Raw genomic sequence first — 21,478 nt, 5'->3', positions numbered from 1 at the left:
CACCGTCGACCTGGGGCCGAACGGGTTCGTCGACAACGGCACCGACACCCGGACGCTCGCCGAGGAGCTCGGACTCGCCGCCGAACTACGCCGGGCCGCCCCGGCCGGCAGTCACCGCTATCTGGTGCGCTCACGCCGGATGGACCCGTTGCCGTCCACTGTGGCCGGCGTCCTCACCACGCCACTGCTGCCGCCGACGGCCAAGCTGCGGCTGCTCGCCGAACCGTTCGCCGGGCCGCCGCCGGCCGGGGACGAGACCGTTCTCGCCTTCGCCGCCCGCCACTTCGGACCGGTCGCCGCGCGGCGGCTCGCGATCCCGGCCGTACACGGCGTGACCGCCGGCGAGGCCGGCGAGATCAGCGTCGATGCCCTGCTACCGCGGCTGCGGCAGCTGGAAGCCGAACATCCCCGCCTGCTCACCCACCTGCTGCGGCTGCGCTGGCGGGCCTGGCGCGCGGGCGGCCCGCCGTCCCCGCGTCTGACCAGCTTCGCCGGCGCCGGCATGCAGCGTCTCGTCGACGCGCTGGTGACCGCGGCCGGCACCCGGCTCCGGCTGCGCAGCCCGGTGCGCGCGCTCGACCGCGACGACGACGGCAGCTGGCGGCTGCTGCTCGCCGACGGCGAGCCCGTCACGAGCCGGCAGGTCGTGCTGGCCGTGCCGGCCCATGCCGCCGCGCCCCTGCTCGCGCCGTGGCACCCGGGCGCGGCGGACCACCTGGCCGCGGTCCGGTACGCCGACATCCGGGTGACCGCCCTCGGCTACCGCGCGGCCGACCTGGGCGTCCCGGCGGACGGATTCGGTTTCCTGACCTGTCCGGCCGAGCCCGCCGGGCGCCGCCGGGCCGCCTGGCAGGCCCGCATCCTCGGCGCGGTCTTCACCACGGCGATCTTCCCCGACCAGGGCCCGGCGGGCCACGTCCTGCTGCGCGCGTTCGCCGGGGGCACCGCCGATCCGGGCTTCGCCGACCTGCCGCGGGACGCGGCCGTCGAGACCGTACGCCGTGACCTCGGCACGATCCTGCGGATCGGCACGGCCCCGCGATTCGCGCACGACCACGTGTGGCGGCGCGCGATCCCGCAGTACGCGCCGCGCCACCGCGCCCGGATGGACGAGGTGTCCGGCGCGGTGGCCGCGCTGTCCGGCCTGCACGTGGCGGGCAGCGCCTACCACGGGGTGGCGGTCAACGACTGCGTCCGCGACGGCCGCCGGGTCGCCGCCCAGGCCGTCGCCCGGGTGCCGGCCGCCCAGCGTTTCCTCACCTAGCCCGACGTTTCCTCACCTGGAGCCGACCCGATGTTTCCTCACCTGCCGACTGATCAGGAGCTGCCATGACCGACGACAAGCGGGCCCAGGCCCGCGAGATGCTCGCCGCCCGGCTCGCCCGGTTCCGCGAGCTGCGCGAGCAGCACGGCGAGGAGAAGGCCCGGGAGATCCTCCTCGAGGGGTACGCCGAACGGCAGGCGGCCCGGATGGGCCCGCTCATCACCGGCCGTTCGCTGGCCGAGGGATTCGGCCTCGCCCTGCCCAAGTTCGAGGCCATGGGCTTCCTCGAGGAGGCGATCGACGTCTCCGCCGACGGGGAGGACGCGGTCATGGAGGCCTGCCGCACCTGCATGTGCGTCGACGCGGCGGAGGACCTGGGCGTCGAACCCGAGCCGGTCCTCTGCGACCTCGACTTCGAAGCCACCCGCCGGGCCTTTCCGCAGATGCGGATCGAGGCGCTGCGGCGCCGGGCCGAGGGCCATCGGCTCTGCGTCTTCCGGTACGCCCGGCCGGCGCAACCCTGACCGGGCCCGGCCTCAGGATCGGGGCGGTCGCAGCCCGTGTTCGATGAACGCCAGCGTCTCGTCCACCAGCGTGCCGGCCGGCGCCTCGCCGCGCAGCAGCTGCTCGCGGATGCCGGTCAGGAGATAGATGATCAGCTCCGCGCAGCGGCCCGGCTCGAGGTCGGACCGGAAGTCGCCGCTGGCCCGGCCGTCCGCCACGATGCGGGTCAGCAGGCTCTCCAGGCGGGCGGTGTGCTCGCGCATCCGGTCGCGGACCAGCGGGCTGAGCCCGGCCACCTTGAAGTAGAGCGCGGCCGACCGCCGGTCCGGGCTCGCGAAGTACGCCACCTGGGTGCGCACATAACCTCGCAGCTGGTCGAGCGGGTCGCCGGCCAGCTCCGCGTCGAGCGTCGCGGTGAACCGGTCGACCTCCTCCCCCACCGCCCACAGCAGGGCCTGCTCGACGTCGGTGAAGTAGTTGTAGACGGTCGCCCGGGACACGTTCACCCGCTTGGCGACCGCGCCCATCGTGGTCGCGGCCAGCCCGCCCTCGAGGGCCAGATCGCGGGCGGCCTCCGCGATCCGGCGGCGGACCTGCTGCTTGTGCTCGGCCCGCACCGCGCTCCAGGGGGTACTCACGGCGACTCCTTGGACAATGTGTCAGTATGCTGATAAGCCGTCTGATGATAACTCCGGGAGGGTGGGCCGGCCGTGGCAGTGTCGCGTGTGGTGACCGGACGCCGAGCGGTCTGGCTCGTCGTCGCCGGATGGCTGATCCTGGCCGGCGCGCTCAGCCCGCTGCAGAAGAAACTGCCCGGCGTCGAGAGCAACGACACCACCGCCTTCCTGCCCGCCAGCGCCGAGTCGACCGAGGTCGACCACCTGCTGCGCGACCGCTTCCCGGACGGGCGGTCGCTGCCCGCCCTCCTGGTCTATCAGCGCCCCGGCGGCCTGACCACAGCCGACTGGACGGCCGTCGCCGCCGACGCGGCCCGCGCCGGCCGGGTCGGCAACACCGGCGAACCGGTCCTTCCGGCGCCGGCCGGCGGCAGCGGCGGCGGGCTCGTGTCGACCGACCGCTCGGTCGCCGTCGTGGTCCTCCCGATCACGCAGACCGCCGGCGCCGGGGTCCGCGACACCGTGGCCGACGTCCGCGACGCGCTGCACCCGCCGGACGGCCTGCGGGTCCTCGTGACCGGCCCGGCCGGCATCAGCGCCGACGCGATCACGGTCTTCACCAGCGTCGATCTCAAGCTGCTCGGGGCGACGATCGTGCTCGTCCTGGTGCTGCTGCTCATCATCTACCGGTCACCGCTGCTGGCGGTCGTGCCGCTGGTCTGCGTGGCCTTCGCCTACGTGCTGGCCACCGCGCTGGTCTATCTGCTCGCCGACCGGGCCGGTCTGCTCGTCAACAATCAGGCCACCTCCCTGACGCTGATCCTGATGTTCGGCGCCGGCACCGACTACAGCCTCCTGCTGATCGCCCGCTACCGCGAGGAACTGCGCCGCGAGCCCGACCAGCGGGTCGCCCTCCGGGCCGCCCTGCGCGCCGCCGGCCCGTCGATCCTGTCCAGCGGCCTGACCGTCCTCGCCGCGCTCTGCGTGCTGCTGGTCGCCCGGCTCGGCTCCACCCGGGTGCTCGGCCCGGTCGGCGCGATCGGCCTGGCCTGCGTGCTGATCTCCACCTTCACGTTGCTGCCGGCCCTGCTCGCCCTGCTCGGCCGGCGCGCGTTCTGGCCGTTCACCGGGCAGGTCGCCCACCGGCCGAGCGTCCCGCCGGAGGCGGCCGGGCGCTGGGGCCGCCTCGGCGCGGCGGTGCTCCGCCGGCCGGTCAGCGCCGTCGTCCTGGTGCTCCTGCTGTTCGGCATCGCCACGACCGGCCTGACCCGCTACGTCGAGGACGTCAACCTGCTCGACGCGTTCCGGGCCTCGACCGGCTCCGCCGCCGGATACGACGTGCTGCGCGCCAACTTCCCGGCCGGCATCCTGGCGCCGAGCACGGTCGTCGCCGAGCGTGACGCCGGCGAGCTGACCGACGCCGACGTCACGGCCACCGTGCGCCGGATCCGGCAGCTGCCCGGCATCGCCGCCGTCACCCCACAGGGCCGGTCGACCGACGGACGCGCGGCCCGGATCAGCGTGGTGCTCACCGACGACCCGTACGCCCAAGCCGGTCTGCAGCGGGTGGGTGACCTGCGGACGGCCCTGGCCACCGGTTTGCCGGCCGGGGTGCGGGCGCTGGTCGGCGGCGATCCCGCGGTGCAGTACGACGGGAAGCTGACCGCCGAGCGCGACCTGCGGCACATCATCCCGCTGACCCTCGCGGTGATCCTGCTCATCCTGGTGGTGGTGCTGCGCGCGCTGGTCGCCCCGCTCTATCTGATCGCGACCGTCATCGTTTCGTTCTTCGGCGCGTTCGGCCTGTCCGTCGCCGTCTTCCGGGACCTCGCCGGCCAGCCCGGCATCCACCCCGTCGAGCCGACGTTCGCGTTCCTGTTCCTGGTCGCGCTCGGCGTCGACTACAACATCTTCCTGATGGCCCGGGTACGCGAGGAGGCCGGCCGGCACGGCACCCGCGGCGGCATCCTCACCGGCCTCGCGGCGACCGGCGGCGTGATCACCAGCGCCGGCGTCGTGCTCGCCGGCACCTTCGCGGTGCTCATGACACTCCCGCTGACGATGCTCTTCCAACTCGGCTTCACCGTCGCGGTGGGTGTCCTGCTCGACACGTTCCTGGTGCGGACGGTTCTCGTTCCGGCGATCACCGGGCTGCTGGGCGACCGGGCGTGGTGGCCCGGCCGCGTCCACTCCCGAACGGCCGCCCCCACCAAGTCACCGGCCGAGATCCCGGAAGGAAGCCGATGACCACCGTCGTGGTGCCGCGGAGCGCGTGGCGCAGCCTCATCGCCGGCAGCGGCCTGGCCGCGCTGCTGCAGATCGACGGCACCCTGGTGACCGTCGCCCTGCCCGACGTCGGCCGGTCCCTCACCGTCGGGCCCCAGCCGCTGGCCTGGGTGATCACCGTCTACTTCCTGACGTACGTGGTGTTCCTGCTCCCCGGCGGCCGGCTGGTCGACCGACTCGGCAGCCGTCGCACCGCGCTGGCCGGCCTGGCCGTGTTCTCGGCCGGCGCCCTGGCCGGCGCGCTGGCGTCGAGCTTCCCGCTGCTGATCGCCTCCCGCGCACTGCAGGGCATCGGTGCCGGCCTGGCCAGCCCGGCCGCGCTGGCCGGCGCGGTGAGCGGCTTCCCGCCCGAGCGGCGCGGCAGCGCACTGGGCATCTGGGGCGCCTCGTCCGGCGCGGCCAACATCGTCGGCCCCCTGCTGGGCGGCCTGCTCACCTCCGCCTTCGGCTGGCGGGCCGCCTGGTGGGCGCTGCTGCCGCTGGCCGCCGCGTCGGCCGCCGCCGTGATCCGCCTGCTCCCGGCCACCGAGCGGGCCACCGCGCCGGGCGGAGCCGGCACCTTCCTGCGCCGGCGCAACGTCGTGCTCGCCGCGGCCGCCGCCGGCCTGACCTTCCTCGTCATGATCGGCTCGTTCTTCGTCATCGAGCAGTACCTGCAACGCTCGGCCGGCTACAGCCCGCTGCTCGCCGCGACCGCGCCGGCCGTCATCGCGGTGTTCATCGGCGCGGCCGGCCCGACGGCCGGCCGCCTGATCGACGCCCGCGGCGAACGCCCGGTCGCCCTGATGTCGTTCCTGATCGCCGGGGCCGGCCTGGCGCTGTACGGCCTCACCGGCGCACCGCTGCACGGCTTCGGCGCGCTGCCCCTCGCCATCCTGCTGGGCCTCGGTCTGGGCCCCCTGTTCGCCGGAACGTCCCGAGCCGCCCTCAACGCCGTGCCGCAGCACGCCCACGGCCGCGTCTCGTCGCTGCTCTCAGCAAGCCGGCTGCTCGGCGCGGCCCTCGGCGCCGGCCTCTCCGGCCTGGCCCTGCGCGGCGGCGCCGACGCCACCCACGTACGCCCGGCGCTGACCTTCGGCGCAGCCCTGTGCATCGTCGTCGGCCTGCCCGTGGCCGCCCTGCTCCGCCCGCCACCCGCGGCACAGGAGCAGATCTAGGCTCACCGTCATCGGGTGTCGTCCCCACCGGGGTGAGGCCGCAGTCCGGGTGTTGCCGCGCGGCCCCGTCACTCATCCGCCTGTCGCCGCCCACCTGCCAGCCGCCGCTCAGCCGCCGACCGCCACTCACCCACCTGCCGCCGCCCAGCCACCGGCCACTGCTCAGGCCACCTGCCGCCGCTCAATCACCGGCGGCCACTCGCCCACCTGCGGCCGCCCAGCCACCGATCACCGCTCACCCACCTGCGGCCGCTCAACCACCAGCCGCCGCTCACCCACCTGCGGCCGCTCAACCACCAGCCGCAGCCCAGCCACCGGCAGCCACTCGCCCACCGAGCGCCGCTCACCCCACCTGGCGCCGCCCAGCCGCCGCTCACCCACCTGGCGCCCAACCACCGACCGGCGCCCAGCCACCGACCGCCGCTCACCCACCGACCGCCGCACAGCCGCGGCTCACCCACCTGGCGCCCAGCCACCGACCGCCGCCCAGCCGTCAGCCGCCGCCCAGCCACCGACCACCGCCCAGCCACCGACCGCCGCCCAGCCACCGACGGCCGCTCACCCACCAGCCGCCGCCCAGCCACCGACCACCGCTCACCCACCAGCCGCCGCCCAACCACCAGCCCTGGCGCCACTCATCCATCGGCCGCGCTCACCCACTTCGCGCTGCCCACCCACCTGCCGCCGCTCAGTCATCGGGCACCACTCAGCTACCGGGCACCACTCAGCGTCGGCGGCCACTCACCCACCTGGTGCTGCCCACCCATCGGCCGCCACTCACCCACCGGCAGCCGGCCGCGACTCGCCCGCCGGGCGGCGCTCACCGCCGGGCGGCGCTCACCCACCGGGCGGCGCTCACCCACCGGGCGGCGCTCACCGACCGGGCGACGCTCACCCACCGGGTGACGCGAAGGCCACCACCCGGTAGATCGGCTCCGGTCGCGCCGAGTCCTGATCGGGCAGTGCGGCCAGCGCCCGCTCAACCCCCTCGGGATCGCGGCGCGCCCACGACACCTGCCCCGCCCGCACGGCCTCCCGCCAGCCCCAGGGCGACCGCCCTTGCCCGACTCCCGGGAACGTGGCCTCCCCCACCGGCCGCAACCCGTGCCGTCCGAGCTCCGACGCCACGACCTCGAACCCGTCGGCGGCGTACCGCCCGTCACGCCAGGGCCCGGTCACCGACGCCAGATCGCTGGGTGCCGCGAACCAGGCCGCGCTCTTGTCCACCGTTGTGACCACGCGGGAGCCCGGGCCTGGGGCCAGCACGCGTACCGCTTCCCGCAGGGCCGGCCCGGCCGACGGCAGGAGGTGCAGCAGCCACACCATCAGCACCGCGTCGACCCGGCCCGACGCCACCGGCAGCCCGGCGGCGTCACCGGACACGGCCCGGCCGGCCAGCCGCCCGGCCGCGACCGACAGCATGCCGATCGACCGGTCGACCCCGATCACCGTGCGTTGCGGCCCGGCGAACCGGGCGCTCACGATGCCGGTCCCGCAGGCCACGTCGAGCAGCGTCCCCCGGGGTGGCAGCAGCGGCGCGACGGCCTCGAAGACCGCGGCCGCCCGTGCCTCTCCGCCGCGGGTCCCGTCGTAGACCGCGGCCTCGCGGTCGTAGTCGATCACGGTTTGCGAGCGACGTATCCGAAGCAGGAGACGTCCTCGGCCAGCGGCCGCGGCTGTTCGGCCTCGTCGTCGGACCGCCAGTGGGCGACCGAGATCAGGCCCGGCTCGACCGGTTCGAGACCGTCGAAGAGCCGCACGAAGACGGAGCCGTCGCGCGGCACGAACCGCCCGTCGGGGTTGGCCGCCTGCAGCTTCTCGACCGCCTCGGCCGGCGTGAACTCCCAGGTCGCGTGGGTGGCGACGAGGTAGCTCCCGGACGGCAGCGCCTCGAGCAGCGTGTCGACGACGCCCTGCGGGTCTTCGTCGTCGCGGATGAAGTGCAGCACCGCGACCAGCAGCAGCCCGACCGGCTGGCTGAAGTCGAGGGTCTTGGCGGCGGCGGCCAGGATGGCGCGCGGGTTGCGCAGGTCGGCGTCGAGGTAGTCGACCGTGCCGCTGGCCGCGCTGGTGAGCAGGGCCCGGGCGTGGCTGAGCACGATCGGGTCGTTGTCCACGTACACAATCTTGGCCGTCGGATCGACGGCCTGGACCACCTCGTGGGTGTTGCCCGGCGCCGGGATGCCGGTGCCGATGTCGAGGAACTGCCGGATGCCCTGCTGGGCCAGGAATCGCGCGGCCCGGCCGAGGAACCGGCGGTTTTCGACCGCCATCAGGCGGATCGTCGGCATCGCGGCCTCGACCGCGTCGCCGTTGGCCCGGTCGGCGGCGAAGTTGTCCTTGCCGCCGAGCCAGTAGTTGTAGCGGCGCGCCGGGTGAGCCACGGTCGTGTCGAAAGTTTCACTGGCCAACGCGAGCCCCGTTCTCGTCTTTGACGGACCCTTACTCTAGAGCGCCGTCTGATATGCGAGCACCCCGCGGTTGACGGTGGTGATCGCCAGCCGGGCCGTCTCGCGGACCGCGGCCGAGGCGGCCGGCGCCTCCCTGATCTGGCCGAGCAGGTCGAGCACCTGACGGGCCCAGCGCACGAAGTCGCCGGCCGGCATGTCGGCGTCGTAGTTGTGCCCGCTGGAGAGCACCTTGGCCAGCGGTTCGCCCCGGGCCCAGCGGTACATCGGCCAGACGAACCCGGGGTCGGGCTCGCGGGTCAGGGTCAGCCCGTGGTCGCTCTCGTCGGAGGCGATCTCGCCCCACAACTTGGCGCAGGCGTCGACCGCCGAGGTGATCGGCCCCTTCGGCACCGAGGCCCGGTCGTCGCTCTCGCGCCGCGACTCGTAGAGCACCATGGACGCCGCGGCGGCCAGTTCCTCGGGGCCGAGCCCCTCCCAGACGCCCTGCCGCAGGCACTCGGCGATCAGCAGGTCGGCCTCCGACCAGATGCGGCCGAGCATCCGCCCGGCCTCGGTGACCTCGCCGTCGCCGGCCAGGTAGCCCCGGTCGGTGAGGACCGCGCACACCTCGTCGAAGGTGCGGGCCAGCGAGCTGGTGCGGCCGGCCACCTTGTCGCGCAGCGCCTCGGTGTCCCGCTGCAGGCGGTGACGCCGCTCGGCCCAGCGGGCGTGCTCCTCGCGGTCGGGGCAGGCGTGGCACGGGTGCTGCCGCAGCTGCACCTTGAGCAGCGCGATCTCCGCGTCCTCGCCCGAGTTGCCGCGGTTGCGGCGGCGGCCGCCGTGCCGGTCGATCCCGGTGGCGCTGACCTGGGCGGCCAGGTCGCGGCGGGCGGCCGGCGAGCGGTGGTCGAAATGCTTGGGCACGCGGATGCGCTCGAGCACGTCGACCTCGCCCGGGAAGTCGGCCGGGCTGACCCGGCCGGCCCAGCGGTCCTGGGTGAGCACCAGCGGGCGGGGCTCGCCGAAGCCACCGGCCGGCGGCTCGAGCACCACGGCCAGGCCGGCCCGGCGGCCCTGGGGCACCCGGATGACGTCGCCGGTGCGCAGACGCTCCAGGGAGGACACCGCGGCCGCCCGGCGCTGGTTGACGCCCTGGCGGGCCAGCGACTTCTCCCGGTCGGCGATCGCGACGCGGATCGCGAAGTATTCGTCGAAGTCGCCGTGGTGGCAGGCCGCGTCCTGCCCGTACGTCTGGATGGTCTCGACGTTGCGCTGGACCTGCCGGGCCAGCCCGACCACCGACCGGTCGGCCTGGAACTGGGCGAACGACGACTCGAGCAGCTCGCGCGACTTGTCGGCGCCGACCGAGCTGACCAGGTTGACCGCCATGTTGTAGGACGGGCGGAACGACGAGCGCAGCGGGTAGGTGCGGGTGGACGCCAGCCCGGCCACCTGCCGCGGGTCGACGTCGGGGCTCCACAGCACCACCGCGTGACCCTCGACGTCGATGCCGCGGCGGCCGGCCCGGCCGGTGAGCTGGGTGTATTCGCCCGGGGTGAGGTCGACGTGGGCCTCGCCGTTGAACTTGACCAGCCGCTCGAGCACCACGCAGCGGGCCGGCATGTTGATGCCCAGCGCCAGGGTCTCGGTCGCGAAGACCGCCTTGACCAGGCCCCGCACGAAGCACTCCTCGACCGCCTCCTTGAAGGCGGGCAGCATGCCGGCGTGGTGGGCGGCGACACCCCGTTCGAGCCCGTCGAGCCACTCCCAGTAGCCCAGCACCGACAGGTCTTCGCGCGGCACCGAGGCGACCTTGGCCTCGGCGATGCTCCGGATCTCGGCCCGCTCGTCGGCGTCGGTCAGCCGCAGCCCGGCCCCCAGGCACTGCTGAACCGCGGCGTCGCAGCCGGCCCGGCTGAAGATGAACAGGATCGCCGGCAGCAGCCCGGACCGCTCCAGCCGGTCGACGACCTCGGCCCGGCGCGGCGGCTGCCAGCGGCGGCCGCGGCCGCCCCGCTGCGCGGCCCCGGTCATCTCGACCCGGCGGAACATCTCGCGGGTGTAGCGCAGCAGCTCGGGGTGCACGTCGTGCTTCTTGGCCGCGTCGGCGTCGTGGAACAGGTCGAACATCCGCCGGTCGACCAGCATGTGCTGCCAGAGCGGGACCGGCCGGTGCTCGCTGACCACGACCTCGGTCTCGCCGCGCACGGTCACCAGCCAGTCGGCGAACTCCTCGTAGTTGCTCACCGTGGCCGACAGTGAGATCAAGGTCACCGACGCCGGGAGGTGGATGATCACCTCTTCCCAGACCGCGCCGCGGAACCGGTCGGCCAGGTAGTGCACCTCATCCATCACCACATAGGCCAGGCCCTTGAGGCTCGCCGAGCCGGAATAGAGCATGTTGCGCAGCACCTCGGTGGTCATCACGACCACCGGGGCGTCGCCGTTGATGGCGTTGTCGCCGGTCAGCAGGCCGACCTTGTCGGGGCCGTAACGCTGGACCAGGTCGTGGTACTTCTGATTGGACAACGCCTTGATCGGCGTGGTGTAGAAACACTTGCGCTCGCCCGCCCGCAGCGCGAGGTGCACCGCGAACTCGCCCACCACGGTCTTGCCGGCGCCGGTCGGCGCGCACACCAGCACGCCGCTGCCCCGCTCCAGGGACTCGCAGGCCGACCGCTGGAAATCGTCGAGGTCGAATCCGACGTCGACCATGAAGTCTTCGAGGGCCGGAAAGGCCGCCCGCCGTTTGGACGCCGCGTACTTCTCGGCGGGGCTACTCATGCCAGCAAGGTTAGTTCGTGGGTGTGACAACTTGCAGCCCGCGGCCGGTGGGTAAGGTGCACGGCGTGCCGGATGCCTCGTCTCGACCCGTGGATGCCGTGCTTTTCGACTTCCACGGGACCCTGGCCCAGGTGGAAGACCCGGTGGCCTGGGTGCTGGCCGCGGCGGCCGCCTGCGGGCGCGAGCTCGAACGGGCCAAGGCGACCGTGCTGGCCGACCGCCTGGTCATGGCCGGGCGCGCGGGCGGCCCGTTGCCCCACCGGGTGCCGCCTCACCTGGCCGAACACTGGGCCGAGCGCGATCTCTACGCGCACGCCCACCGGGCCGCCTACACGGGCCTCGCGGCCACCGTCACGACCGATGTCGAGGGTCTCGCCGACGCCCTCTACGACCGTCTGCTGGGCCCCGACGGCTGGCTGCCGTACTCCGACACCGAGGCGACCCTGCGCAGCCTGCACGGCTCGGGGGTCAAGGTGGGTGTGGTCAGCAACATCGGCTTCGACATCCGCCCGCACTTCGCCGCCTGGGGCCTCGACGCCCTGGTCGACGCGTTCGCGCTGAGCTTCGAGGTCGGCCGGACCAAGCCCGACCCGGCGATCTTCCTGCGCGCCTGCGGCATGCTCGGCGTCGACCCGGAAAACACGCTGATGGTCGGCGACTCGCAGGCCGACGCCGGAGCGGTCCAGGCGGGCTGCGCCGCCCTGGTCCTGCCCGCGGCCGGCCCCGGCCGCCCCAACGGCCTAGGCGCGACCCTGGCGCTCACCTGCCGCTGAAGCGGCGCCCGATCAGGCGTACGCGTCGAGCACCGTGCCGCGCCGGACGCCCTTCGGCTTCGTCTCGGCCGACTCCGCCTTCACCTCAGGCTTCGCGACCGGCGCCGACATGTCCGCGACCGCGTCCTCACCCGAGGCGACGGCCGCCTCGGCCAGCCCCTTGAAGGTCGAGCGGGTCGTCGCGAGGGCGTTGGTGGCGAGCGAGCTCAGATTCATGCCTTCCCGTTCGGCGGCCCCCGGGGAATCTGACCGCGAAGCTAGCGGAGCAACCGAACCGCACCCGGCACGCAGGTCACCTCGAGCGGCAGCGGGCCGATGCGCTCCCCGTCCGCGTACCCGATGATGCCGTCGGCGTGCAGCCGGACCTGGCGGGCCCGGTAGGTCGTCACCCGCGGGTCGGTGACGTGCGTGCCGCGGCGCAGCCGGGGCTTCAGCCGGGCCAGCGCCACCCGGCCCAGCGGCGCCGCGACGATCACGTCGAGCAGCCCGTCGCCGGGGTCGGCGCCGGGCACGATCCGCATGCCACCGCCGTAGCTGGCACAGTTACCCACCGCGACCAGCGTGCCCTCGAAACTCCGGTCGGTCCCGTCCAGCTCGAGCCCGTAGAGCCGCGGCCGCACCCACGCCATCTCGAGCAGAATCGCCAGGTCGTAGCGGCGCGGCCCGCGCGGCCAGCGCATCCGGTTGGCCCGCTCGTTGACGATCGCGTCGAATCCGGCCGCCAGCACCGCCCCGAACCAGCGCACCTCACCGTCGGTGCCCACCGCCCGGGCAAGATCAAGGGCGACATGCCGGCCCTCGCGCAGAGCGTCCGAGATCGCGGTGGCTGCCGCCACCGGTTCCAGCGGTACGCCGGTGCAGGCCGCGAAGTCGTTCCCCGTCCCCGCGGGGACCACTCCGAACCCCACCGGCCGCTCCGCCACCGCCTGCAACGCCTGATGCAACGTCCCGTCTCCGCCGACCGCGACGACGGCGGCCGCCCCGTCGGCGACGGCCCGGTGACAGGCCTTCTCGGCTTCCTCCCCGCTGGCCGCCTCCAGCACCCGCACGGGCATCCCGGCCCGGCCGAGCTCCGCCAGCACCGCCGGCAGCAGCTCGCGGCGCCGTCCCCGCCCCGCCGAGGGGTTCACCAGCACCGCGATGTCGTCGCTCGTCACAGGCCGGAGGGTACCGGCCGGTTCACCGTCGTCACAGCTGTTACGCACCGTCGAGGAAAGCGAGGCGCGATGGTGGCGGAACGCCGACACAAGCCTAATTCCGTGAATACCGGGCCCATAAGTGGCACACAGACCGCCTTGACATAGATGCGGATCCCTGAATAGTGGAACGTGAACAGCTCAGTCGACCCAATCACGGGGGGTCTCATCGGGCGAAAGATCGACGTGGCAATGCCCGTCAGCCGAGCCATTTCCTCTCACGACGCGCCAGCTATTGCCGTGGATTGCGCACGCCGAAGGCAATCCCGGGACGCGCCGTGCCGATTTCCGGCGGGCACGTCGAGCCGAATCACCATTCCACTATTCACGAGGGGATTCACCATGCACAGAGGAATGAAAATTCGACATGTCATGAGAACGATGGCCGTCATCGTCTTGGCCGCGGGTGCGGGCCTGACGTCGCCGCACGCGGCGTTCGCGGCGCCGACGCCGGCGAGGGGCGCGCAGAACTGCGCCTCGGCACCGCCACAGAGCAAGCGCGTCGGCGCCTGGATGTGCGTCGACGCGAGCCACAAGGTGGACCCGAAGCTCACGGCCAACCGTCCCGCACCGCTGGCCACCACCACTTACTGCATCACGGAGGGCTGCTACTACCGCTACTCCGACACCTGGGTGCAGTTCGCCGGGTACGGCCTCTACTACTTCTACGGCGATGAGCAACTCGGCGAGATGTTCCACAACTTCAACTGGTATCTCAACGGCACCAACACCACCCAGACGGCGGCGGTCGACATCGATCACGAAGTCGACTTCCCCGAATGGTCCGGCTCGCTGTTCAACGGCGCCGCCGGCGTGAACGGCTCGGTCATCCACGATTGCACGACGACGGACGGCCCCGCCGAAGTGCCGGGCGGCGTCACCCAATATCAGCCGCCAGGTTTCTGCACGCTCAGCGACAATCGGAATTACGACCACAACATGGTATTGCAATACAGCTGGCAGGCGCCCGACACTTCCGGCTACTACTGGGTCTACGCCAAGAGCGTCGTGGCGCACTCCGGTTCGTTGCCCGCGACCTCATACATCTTCAACGGAGTAAGCTCACTACCGGCCAATCCGGCCTCACAGGGATGGGATGCGTGATCGTTTTTGGACGCGATCATAGAACGGGTTCTTCCCGGTTCTCGTGTCCATATCCAGTGGCACGGCGATGACGACGCCTGGCGTTGCCTGACCGCCGCCGACGTGGAGCTCGACCGGCGTGGCGCGGCCACGCCGGTCGGGTGGCGCCACTGGGCGGGCACACCGACGGCGGTGATCAAGGTCGGGGTGGCCCACGAGCGGCAGCGCTGGTGGGTCCTGGCCGGCGAGCTTCCCGCCGCGGACTCCACGATCGTCGTCGAGATCGAGGACGGGGCACGCCCTCCGGTCGAGCGGGTCGCGGATCGCGTCTGGTGCTGCGAGTGGGCGGGGCCCCCGTCCGTCGCCTCGGTCACCGTCGACGATCAGATCTCGGTCACGGCCGACTTCCGGCGGCGCGCGCATTACCTGCCCGGGCCGGCCCCCGACATGACCGAAGGGCGAGGCCACATCTCCCGGGAGCGTTGACGACTTCCGAAGGTAGGCGCTTCTCGCAAGCCCGACCGGTGCCGCGCCTGTCGGGCATGGTGACAGCGGCTCGAACGCTGCACTTCGCCGTGACGAATCGGTGGTGGGCGGCTTCGTAGCACATGCCAGACGACGCAGCGGGCGCTCGTCGTGGAGTGCTGCAGCCGGGCAGGTGCCCCGGAAGCCGAGCTCGGGCCGAGCGCGGGCGGCGCCGAGCGGTGCGTCGAGGGTGCTCATTGCCCCACAGCCGGCGTAGGGCCGGCCCGGGTTTCGGCCACGCAGGCGCGGCAGAGCCAGCGCCCCGTCAGTTCGCCGGTGCAGCGGAAGCGGCGCGGGCAGGCCGGTGAGACGATCCTCTCGGCGCCCGCGCCGACGAGCAGGTCGATCAGCCGCAGCACGCTCGACGCGCCGGCCCCCGGGAGCAGATCGGGCCGGTCCTGCGGCTCCCAGGCGAGCCGGTGCCGCCGCCGCGTGCCCCGCCCCGGCCACGACGTCCGGATTCAGTCCCGGCTCGGCCCGACCGGATCCCGCTCATCGACCGGGCACCTGGCGCGCTGGGGAGGCCCACAGGGCCAACAGCCACAAGGCCAACAGCCACAGGGCGCGCAGTGCCAATTCTCTCTGCAACCCGCGCAGCCGCCGGTCGCAGCCGGCGCGGACCGGAGCCGAAGCCGTGGAGGCAGCGCGATCAGGAGATCCGCCACAACGCGCGGGCCGGGCGAGCGGCATCCCGCCGGTCCGTCAGGGCTTGGGCGAGGCGGCGTCGTCTGACCCGACCGCTGGCAATACCGGCCACCATGTCGGGTCGGTTCGATCGGCGCGACCAAGGCGGCGACCGTCCGACAGCAAGGCTGCCAGGTCGCCCGGCGGGCCGAACTTTCGGGCGGCGGTGACGCAGCGTGGCGACCGGTTCGGGGATTCCGGGTGGCGCCGGGCCGAACTTTCCGAAATGAACAGCGCGGCCGTGTCCCGGCATTCGGGTCACGGCCGCGGCTGGCGGAGCGGGTGGTGGCGCGGTCAGGTCATGTCGTCGAAGCGGCCGTCGAGCGGCAGCGGCTTGGTGACCGGGGCCGGGCCGTCGATCGTGGTCGGGCCGCTGACCGGGCTGGGCGCCTCGACCGGGTCGGCCGCGCCGACCGGGACGCGTTCGTCGGCGAGCGGGGAGATCTGGTCGTCGTCGAGTCCGGCGTACATTTCGCGGCCGCGGCCCTTGCGCCGGTCGTTGAGGAACGCGACCCCGACCGCTATGAAGTACAGCAGTGACATCGCCCCGGCGAGCGCGGTCATGCCGAACGGGCCCGGGTCGGGTGTGGCGATCGCGGCGAACGCGAAGCACAGGAACACCACGATCCGCCACCAGCCGAGCAGCTTGCGCGCGCTGAGCACACCGGTGAAGTTGAGCATCATCAGCAGCAGCGGGAACTCGAAGCCGCAGCCGAACAGCAGGATCATGTTGGTCACGAAGCTGAGATAGGCCGATATCTCGAGTTTCGTTGGAGCGCCGAGCACGCCGGCTTCCATGATCCAGGGCAGGCTGTGGAAGATCATGAAGTAGGCGAGGGAGCCGCCGCCGATGAACAGCGGGGCGGCGATCCCGGCGAAGATGTACGCCCACTTGCGCTCGTGCCGGTGCAGGCCCGGGGCCACGAACGCCCACAACTGGTAGAGCCAGACCGGCGAGCCGAGGAACAGCCCGACCCAGAGCGCGACCTTCAACCGGACGATCAGCGAGTCGCCGACGCCGAGCACGACCCAGTCGCAGTACGGCCTTCCGTGCACGTCGATCGCCTGCGAGGACGGCAACGTGCAATACGGCTTGGCCAGAAGGTGGAACACCCCGTTGGCGATGAAGAACCCGACGATCAGACCGATCACCAGGCCGAGAGACGCGATGAACAGCCGGCTACGCAGCTCGCGGACGTGGTCGATCAGCGACATGGAGCCGTCGGAGGCCCGCTCGAACTGGCTGGGTTCCTTCTCCTGACGGCGGCTGAGGGTCAGCGCCATGACACCAGGTCAGCGCTCGTTGGCGCGCGGAGCGGCGGTCGGGTCCGCATATTGCTGCGCCGGCGGCTGCTGCGGCTGTGGCTGCTGGTATTGCGGCGCCGGCGGCTGCTGCTGCTGGTATTGCGGCGCCGGCGGCTGCTGGTACTGCTGCTGCGGGTACGACTGCTGCACCTCGCCGTTGAGCGGCTCCCGGGAGTGCTGCGCGTCAGCCTTCTCAGCCACGTCGCTGTTCTCGTTGATCAGGCCCTGGGTCTCGGCCTTGATGATCCGCAGTGAACGGCCGAGCGACCGGGCCGCGTCAGGCAGCCGCTTCGCCCCGAACAGCAGCACGAGGACTACCACGATGAGGATGATGTGCCATGGCCTAAGGCTGCCCATGGGAGAACTCCAGTCGGTCGGATCAGGTGTGCGGGGTCCATCGTACGTGTCAATTCGGCCGGAGCGACCGGCCGGACCCGCTCGATTTACGCCCATCTCCCGAAGTCTTGGACAACGAGGATCGAACGGGGCACGTTACCCGCTGTTAACGAGCGGTGTAAAGGTCATCGGGCGGCCAACCGCTCCTGCATCTCCTCGGCCCGTTGCTGCAGGCCGGCCAGGGTCTGCTCGAGCTCGGCCGCGCCCGCCTGGAGCTTCATCGCGTCGGCCTGCCGGCGTTGCAGCCGGACCGCGGCCCGCCGGAGGCCGCCGAGCTGACCGAGCAGCTTGGCGCCGGCCACGGTCAGGGCGAGCAGGGCGACCACGACCGCGCCGATCCAGATCCACAGCATCACGCCGTCACCCTAGCCGGTCGGCGTCGCGTACTGGTCGAGCGCGGCCGTCGCCTGGGCGCGGATGCGGTCGATCAGCTCGGGCGGCCCGAGCACCGTGACGTCGGGGCCCATGCCGAGCACCAGCCGCCGGGCCCAGCCGAGGTCGGTGACCCGCATGGTGACCACCCACGCGTCTCCGGTGCGGCGCACCTCTTCCACCGGGTAGTACTCGGTGATCCACCGGCCACCCCGGCCGACCCGCAGGGTGATCAGCGGCAGCTCGGCTCCGGGTGTGAAGACGCCGGCGCTCACGTCGTGGCGCACCGCCTCGACGGGCGGCCGGGCCGGCTCGTCGAGCTCGGTGAAGTCGTCGATGCGGTCGACCCGGAACATCCGGGTCGCCTCGGCCCGGCGGCACCACGCTTCCAGGTACGCCTTGCCGCCGACCATCAGCATCCGCATCGGGTCGACCACCCGCTCGGTGGTCTCGTCGCGGGTCGCCGTGTAATAGGTCAGGTGCAGCGCGTGCCCGCTGTCGACCGCGCCCCGCAGCCGGTCGAGCCGCTCGGCGTTGGCCGGCAGCCGCACCGCGACCGGGGCGCCGGCCAGGTCGCCCGCCGCGTTCTCGATCTTGGCGAGGGCCCGCTCGATGGCGTCGCGGTTGCCCGCCCCCGGCGTCTCGGCGAGCATCCGCAGCGCCACCACCAGCGCGAGGGCCTCGTCGGGGGTGAGGCGCAGCGGCCGGTCGATGCCGGCGTCGTGGCTGATCGTGACCCGGTCGCCGTCGAGCGCCATGTCGATCAGGTCGCCGGGGCCGTAGCCGGGCAGCCCGCACACCCAGAGCAGTTCGAGGTCTTCCCGCAGCTGGCGCTCGCTGACCCCGAGGTCGGCCGCCGCCTCGGCGACCAGGATGCCGGGCCGGGCCAGAAGGTAGGGCACGAGGTTGAGCAGCCGGCCGAGCCGGTCGACGGACTGCCGCGGCGCGGTCACGATGCCACCGCCGGGGTCGCCCGCTCGACCTGCGTGACGACCTCCTTCAACCGCTGGATCACGGCGTCGCGGACCTCCGGCGGCCCCTCGACGCGCACGTCGGCGCCGTAACCGACGATCTGGTCGGCCAGGAACTCGGCGTCGGAGTAAGGGAGGGTGAGCGTGTCACCGTCGGTCGCGGTCGCCCATCGGCGCAGGCCGGCGGCCCGGCCGGGCCGGACGGTCACGGTCGCCCTTCCGGTACGCTGCGGCGGCGGTCCCGACCAGCGGGCGACGTGGCTGATCAGGTCGGCGTTCTCCGGCGGGGTGAACGCGCCCGGGCGGCCGGACGGGCGCACGTCGCCGACGATGCGCGAGAGCCGGAAGCAGCGGGTCGCACCGCGGTCGCGGTCGTGGCCCACCACGTACCACCGGCCGCGCCAGCAGACCACGCCCCACGGTTCGAGGCGCCGGGTCGAGGCGTCGTCGACCTCGGGCGCGCGGTAGGCGAACGTCACCGCGCGGCGGTCGCGGGCGGCGTTGGTGAGCGGGGCGAACGCCGGGTCGACCGCGACGACCGGCTCGACGCCGAGGGTGGCCTGCGGGTCGACCTCGACACCGGCCGCGCGCAGCTTGGCCAGGCCGGACGAGGCGGCCGCGGCGAGGCCGGCGTGCTGCCAGAGACGGGCCGCGATGCCGACCGCGGCGGCCTCGTCGGGCTCCAGGATGATGTCGGGCAGGGCGTACTCGCGGTGGGCGATGCGGTAGCCCGGCTCCTGGTCGAAGACGCTGTCGGTGCCGGTCTCCAGGGGAACGCCCAGCTCACGCAGCTCGGCCTTGTCGCGCTCGAACTTGCGCTGGAAGGCCTCGTGGTCCTTCGGGTCCTCGGGGTCGTGCTCGTAACCGGGGACGGTCGCGGCGATCTGCGCGGCGGTGAGGAACCGTCGCGTGGACAGCAGGCAGATCACCAGGTTCACCAGGCGCTCGGTGCGGGTCCGCGACACGAGAGGCAACGCTAGCAGCCCGGACGCCGAGACGGTTATTCGTAACCGGCTGGGGGAAGGATGGACGGGTGAGTACGCAAGAGCACGAAGACACCCCGGTCGGTCTCGCCGCGGCCGAGCCCTTGGACAACCCGGACCTGACGGGCGAAGAGGAGGGGAACGAGAGCGTCGGCACGGTCATCCTGGCCGGCGGCGCCAACCTGCTCATCGCCGCGGCCAAGATGGCGGCCGGCCTGGTCTCCGGCTCGGCCGCGATGCTGTCCGAGTCGGCCCACTCGCTGGCCGACACGGTCACCGAGGTCTTCCTGTTCGTCGCGCTGCGCCGGGGCAGCAAGCCGGCCGACGAGGCGCACCCGTTCGGGCACGGCAAGGAGAGCTTCGTCTGGGCGTTCATCGCCTCGCTGTTCACCTTCGTCGGCGGCGCCGGCTTCTCGATCTACCACGGGGTCACGACCATCGTGCACGGCGAGGAGATCGGCAGCTTCCTCTGGTCGTACGTGGTGCTGGCCGTCTCGTTCGTCGCCGAGGGCACCTCGTTCCTGCGGGCCAAGCGCCAGGTCGCCGGGGAGTCCCGGCGGTGGGGCATCACCCCGCAGAGGTTCCTGCGGCTGACCCCCGACACCACGGTCAAGGCGGTCTACTTCGAGGACTCGGCCGCCCTGGTCGGCCTGGTCGCGGCCGGCCTGGGCCTGCTGCTGTCCGAGCTGACCGGCAGCGACGTCTGGGACGGCGTGGCCTCGGTGGTGATCGGCCTGCTGCTGTTCGTGGTCGCCGGCATCCTGGCCCGCAGCAACGTCTCGCTGCTGGTCGGCCGGGCGGTGCCGCGCCGGATGCACAACCAGATCGCCCAGGACCTCAACGAGATCCCGATCGTGGTCGCCGTCCCGACGCTGCTGACCATGCAGCTCGGCCCGGGCGACATCCTGGTCGCGGCCAAGGTCGACTTCCAGGACGAGGTCACCGCGGGCGAGGTCGAGGCGGCCTCGGACGACGCCGAGCGGCGGCTGCGGGCCCGCTATCCCACGATCCGTTACGTCTTCCTCGACCCGACGCGCGGCACCGCCGGTCGCAGCCACGTCGACGGCGGCGTCGAGTAACCTCTCCCGCCATGGTGCGCTGGCGTTCGGGCATGGTCTCGCGGGTTCGGCGCCGGTGGCGCGGCGTGGTCGAGCTCGAGGTCGGCACCCCCGACGGGCCGGTCTACGCCCTGGCCTACCCCGCGCTCGTCGGCGAGCCGGTGGCCGGCGACCGGGTGCTGCTCAACGTCGGCGCGCTGATGATGGGCCTCGGCACCGGGGGCTACGCGCTGGTCGTCGCGCTGCCCGACCGGCTGCCCGCCGACCCGCCGGCCGACGGCACCAGCCGCGACTCCGGTCACCTGGTCAAGGCGCGCTACACGCCGCTGCAGCCGATCCTGCTCGGCGTCGACGAGGAGGCGTCGCCGCACCGCGAGGTGATGGTGGCCGCCGAGTCGCTCGACGGCATGCCGGTGGTCACCGCCGACCTGCACTCGGCGCTGCCGGCGATCGTGGCCGCGATCCACGCCGACCGGCCCGGCGCCAAAGTGGCCTATGTGATGACCGACGGCGGCGCGCTGCCGGCCTGGTTCTCCCGCGCGCTCGACACGCTGCGCGACCACCTGGCGGGCACAGTCACGACCGGGCAGGCGTTCGGCGGCGACCTCGAGGCGAGCACGGTGCACAGCGGGCTGCTGGCCGCCCGGCACGTGCTCGGCGCCGACATCGCCGTGGTCGCGCAGGGCCCGGGCAACCTCGGCACGGGCACGGCGTGGGGCTTCTCCGGGGTCGCGCTGGGCGAGGCGGTCAACGCGATCGGCACGCTGGGCGGGCGCCCGGTCGGATCGTTGCGCATCTCCGACGGAGACGGCAGGCCGCGGCATCAAGGCGTGTCGCATCACAGCCTCACCGCGTACGGAAAGGTGGCCCTGCTCCCCGCCGACCTGCCGGTGCCGGACGGCCTCGACCCCCCGCTCGCCTCGGCGGTCGAGGCCGCGCTCGCGCCGCTGAGCGCAAGGCACCGCCTGGTCCGCGTCGGGGTCGAGGGCCTGCTCACCGCCCTGCGGGAGAGCCCCGTGCGACTGTCGACGATGGGCCGCGGCCTCGACGAGGACCGCGCCTATTTCCTGGCCGCCGCGGCGGGCGGCCGGGACGCCGCCGCGCGGGCGGTTGCGCCCAGAGGCCGCGCG

General features: G+C 73.1%; 20 protein-coding genes. 9 read left to right on the top strand and 11 right to left on the bottom strand.

What is annotated here, in order from left to right; all coding sequences use genetic code 11:
• Together hemG and AB0M88_RS46805 are read left to right on the top strand one after the other, a co-directional pair.
• On the top strand, positions 1-1,264 hold a 1,264-nt coding region (hemG, locus tag AB0M88_RS46810; protein WP_364113612.1), incomplete at its 5' end, for a protoporphyrinogen oxidase.
• Between the two features lie 65 nt (positions 1,265-1,329).
• Entirely contained in the window at positions 1,330-1,788 is a 459-nt protein-coding gene (locus AB0M88_RS46805; protein ID WP_364113610.1) for an L-2-amino-thiazoline-4-carboxylic acid hydrolase, read from the top strand.
• Between the two features lie 12 nt (positions 1,789-1,800).
• Here AB0M88_RS46805 and AB0M88_RS46800 read toward each other — a convergent pair whose 3' ends face one another.
• Positions 1,801-2,406, bottom strand: coding sequence for a TetR/AcrR family transcriptional regulator (locus tag AB0M88_RS46800; RefSeq protein WP_364113608.1), 606 nt, complete (start codon positions 2,404-2,406; stop codon positions 1,801-1,803).
• 72 nt (positions 2,407-2,478) lie between these two features.
• Between AB0M88_RS46800 and AB0M88_RS46795 the strand changes: the two genes are divergently transcribed.
• Complete coding sequence (locus tag AB0M88_RS46795; protein WP_364113606.1) at positions 2,479-4,632, top strand: MMPL family transporter; 2,154 nt, start codon at positions 2,479-2,481, stop codon at positions 4,630-4,632.
• The gene (locus AB0M88_RS46790) at positions 4,629-5,828 is read left to right on the top strand and encodes an MFS transporter (RefSeq protein WP_364113604.1); all 1,200 of its coding nucleotides are present in this window, start codon (positions 4,629-4,631) and stop codon (positions 5,826-5,828) included. Before AB0M88_RS46795 ends, AB0M88_RS46790 begins: the two co-directional genes overlap by 4 nt.
• 891 nt (positions 5,829-6,719) lie before the next feature.
• On the opposite strand, the gene AB0M88_RS46785 is transcribed toward AB0M88_RS46790, so the two are convergent.
• From AB0M88_RS46785 to AB0M88_RS46775, 3 genes are read right to left on the bottom strand one after another with little or no spacing between them, the layout of a single operon-like run.
• Positions 6,720-7,451, bottom strand: a complete 732-nt coding sequence (locus AB0M88_RS46785; RefSeq protein WP_364113602.1) for a class I SAM-dependent methyltransferase — start codon at positions 7,449-7,451, stop codon at positions 6,720-6,722.
• Positions 7,448-8,239, bottom strand: a complete 792-nt coding sequence (locus tag AB0M88_RS46780) for an SAM-dependent methyltransferase (protein ID WP_364113600.1) — start codon at positions 8,237-8,239, stop codon at positions 7,448-7,450. The genes AB0M88_RS46785 and AB0M88_RS46780 overlap by 4 nt, the downstream gene beginning before the upstream one ends.
• Positions 8,240-8,275: 36 nt before the next feature.
• Positions 8,276-11,002: a DEAD/DEAH box helicase gene (locus tag AB0M88_RS46775; protein ID WP_364113598.1), complete on the bottom strand. Its 2,727-nt coding sequence runs from the start codon at positions 11,000-11,002 to the stop codon at positions 8,276-8,278.
• A gap of 47 nt (positions 11,003-11,049) precedes the next feature.
• Here AB0M88_RS46775 and AB0M88_RS46770 point away from each other — a divergent pair, with 47 nt between their 5' ends.
• Positions 11,050-11,775 (top strand): HAD-IA family hydrolase, encoded by a 726-nt coding sequence (locus tag AB0M88_RS46770; RefSeq protein WP_364113618.1) that lies wholly within the window; start codon positions 11,050-11,052, stop codon positions 11,773-11,775.
• A gap of 12 nt (positions 11,776-11,787) precedes the next feature.
• On the opposite strand, the gene AB0M88_RS46765 is transcribed toward AB0M88_RS46770, so the two are convergent.
• Both AB0M88_RS46765 and AB0M88_RS46760 read right to left on the bottom strand, forming a co-directional pair.
• The gene (locus AB0M88_RS46765; RefSeq protein ID WP_364113596.1) at positions 11,788-11,991 is read right to left on the bottom strand and encodes a hypothetical protein; all 204 of its coding nucleotides are present in this window, start codon (positions 11,989-11,991) and stop codon (positions 11,788-11,790) included.
• 41 nt (positions 11,992-12,032) lie between these two features.
• On the bottom strand, positions 12,033-12,932 hold the full coding sequence (locus tag AB0M88_RS46760; RefSeq protein ID WP_364113594.1) for a diacylglycerol kinase family protein: 900 nt from the start codon (positions 12,930-12,932) through the stop codon (positions 12,033-12,035).
• A 420-nt stretch (positions 12,933-13,352) separates the two neighbouring features.
• Here AB0M88_RS46760 and AB0M88_RS46755 point away from each other — a divergent pair, with 420 nt between their 5' ends.
• Together AB0M88_RS46755 and AB0M88_RS46750 are read left to right on the top strand one after the other, a co-directional pair.
• A complete protein-coding gene (locus AB0M88_RS46755) occupies positions 13,353-14,075 on the top strand; it encodes a hypothetical protein (protein ID WP_364113592.1) in 723 nt (240 codons plus the stop codon).
• 6 nt (positions 14,076-14,081) lie between these two features.
• On the top strand, positions 14,082-14,540 hold the full coding sequence (locus AB0M88_RS46750) for a hypothetical protein (protein ID WP_364113590.1): 459 nt from the start codon (positions 14,082-14,084) through the stop codon (positions 14,538-14,540).
• 1,017 nt (positions 14,541-15,557) lie between these two features.
• Here AB0M88_RS46750 and tatC read toward each other — a convergent pair.
• The 5 genes from tatC to AB0M88_RS46725 form a co-directional block, all read right to left on the bottom strand.
• Positions 15,558-16,547: a twin-arginine translocase subunit TatC gene (gene tatC / locus AB0M88_RS46745; RefSeq protein ID WP_364113588.1), complete on the bottom strand. Its 990-nt coding sequence runs from the start codon at positions 16,545-16,547 to the stop codon at positions 15,558-15,560.
• A gap of 9 nt (positions 16,548-16,556) precedes the next feature.
• On the bottom strand, positions 16,557-16,925 hold the full coding sequence (tatA, locus tag AB0M88_RS46740; RefSeq protein WP_364113586.1) for a Sec-independent protein translocase subunit TatA: 369 nt from the start codon (positions 16,923-16,925) through the stop codon (positions 16,557-16,559).
• A 164-nt stretch (positions 16,926-17,089) separates the two neighbouring features.
• The gene (locus AB0M88_RS46735) at positions 17,090-17,317 is read right to left on the bottom strand and encodes a hypothetical protein (RefSeq protein WP_364113616.1); all 228 of its coding nucleotides are present in this window, start codon (positions 17,315-17,317) and stop codon (positions 17,090-17,092) included.
• A 12-nt stretch (positions 17,318-17,329) separates the two neighbouring features.
• Entirely contained in the window at positions 17,330-18,289 is a 960-nt protein-coding gene (locus tag AB0M88_RS46730; RefSeq protein WP_364113584.1) for a YafY family protein, read from the bottom strand.
• Positions 18,286-19,272, bottom strand: coding sequence for a WYL domain-containing protein (locus AB0M88_RS46725; RefSeq protein ID WP_364113582.1), 987 nt, complete (start codon positions 19,270-19,272; stop codon positions 18,286-18,288). The genes AB0M88_RS46730 and AB0M88_RS46725 overlap by 4 nt, the downstream gene beginning before the upstream one ends.
• 137 nt (positions 19,273-19,409) lie before the next feature.
• Between AB0M88_RS46725 and AB0M88_RS46720 the strand changes: the two genes are divergently transcribed.
• Together AB0M88_RS46720 and AB0M88_RS46715 are read left to right on the top strand one after the other, a co-directional pair.
• Complete coding sequence (locus AB0M88_RS46720) at positions 19,410-20,369, top strand: cation diffusion facilitator family transporter (protein WP_364113614.1); 960 nt, start codon at positions 19,410-19,412, stop codon at positions 20,367-20,369.
• An 11-nt stretch (positions 20,370-20,380) separates the two neighbouring features.
• On the top strand, positions 20,381-21,478 hold a 1,098-nt coding region (locus tag AB0M88_RS46715), incomplete at its 3' end, for a DUF3866 family protein (RefSeq protein ID WP_364113580.1).

It is taken from the genome of Actinoplanes sp. NPDC051411, assembly GCF_040682075.1.
Taxonomy (GTDB): Bacteria; Actinomycetota; Actinomycetes; order Mycobacteriales; family Micromonosporaceae; genus Actinoplanes.
Note: the sequence above shows the minus strand (reverse complement) of the source record. Positions and strands in the feature narration are given on the sequence as shown.

Coding starts and splice junctions, on each gene's coding strand:
- AB0M88_RS46805 (WP_364113610.1), top strand. CDS start 1,330: ATGACCGACGACAAGCGGGCCCAGGCCCGCGAGATGCTCGCCGCCCGG.
- AB0M88_RS46790 (WP_364113604.1), top strand. CDS start 4,629: ATGACCACCGTCGTGGTGCCGCGGAGCGCGTGGCGCAGCCTCATCGCC.
- AB0M88_RS46775 (WP_364113598.1), bottom strand. CDS start 11,002: ATGAGTAGCCCCGCCGAGAAGTACGCGGCGTCCAAACGGCGGGCGGCC.
- AB0M88_RS46765 (WP_364113596.1), bottom strand. CDS start 11,991: ATGAATCTGAGCTCGCTCGCCACCAACGCCCTCGCGACGACCCGCTCG.
- AB0M88_RS46755 (WP_364113592.1), top strand. CDS start 13,353: ATGGCCGTCATCGTCTTGGCCGCGGGTGCGGGCCTGACGTCGCCGCAC.
- tatC (WP_364113588.1), bottom strand. CDS start 16,547: ATGGCGCTGACCCTCAGCCGCCGTCAGGAGAAGGAACCCAGCCAGTTC.
- tatA (WP_364113586.1), bottom strand. CDS start 16,925: ATGGGCAGCCTTAGGCCATGGCACATCATCCTCATCGTGGTAGTCCTC.
- AB0M88_RS46735 (WP_364113616.1), bottom strand. CDS start 17,317: ATGCTGTGGATCTGGATCGGCGCGGTCGTGGTCGCCCTGCTCGCCCTG.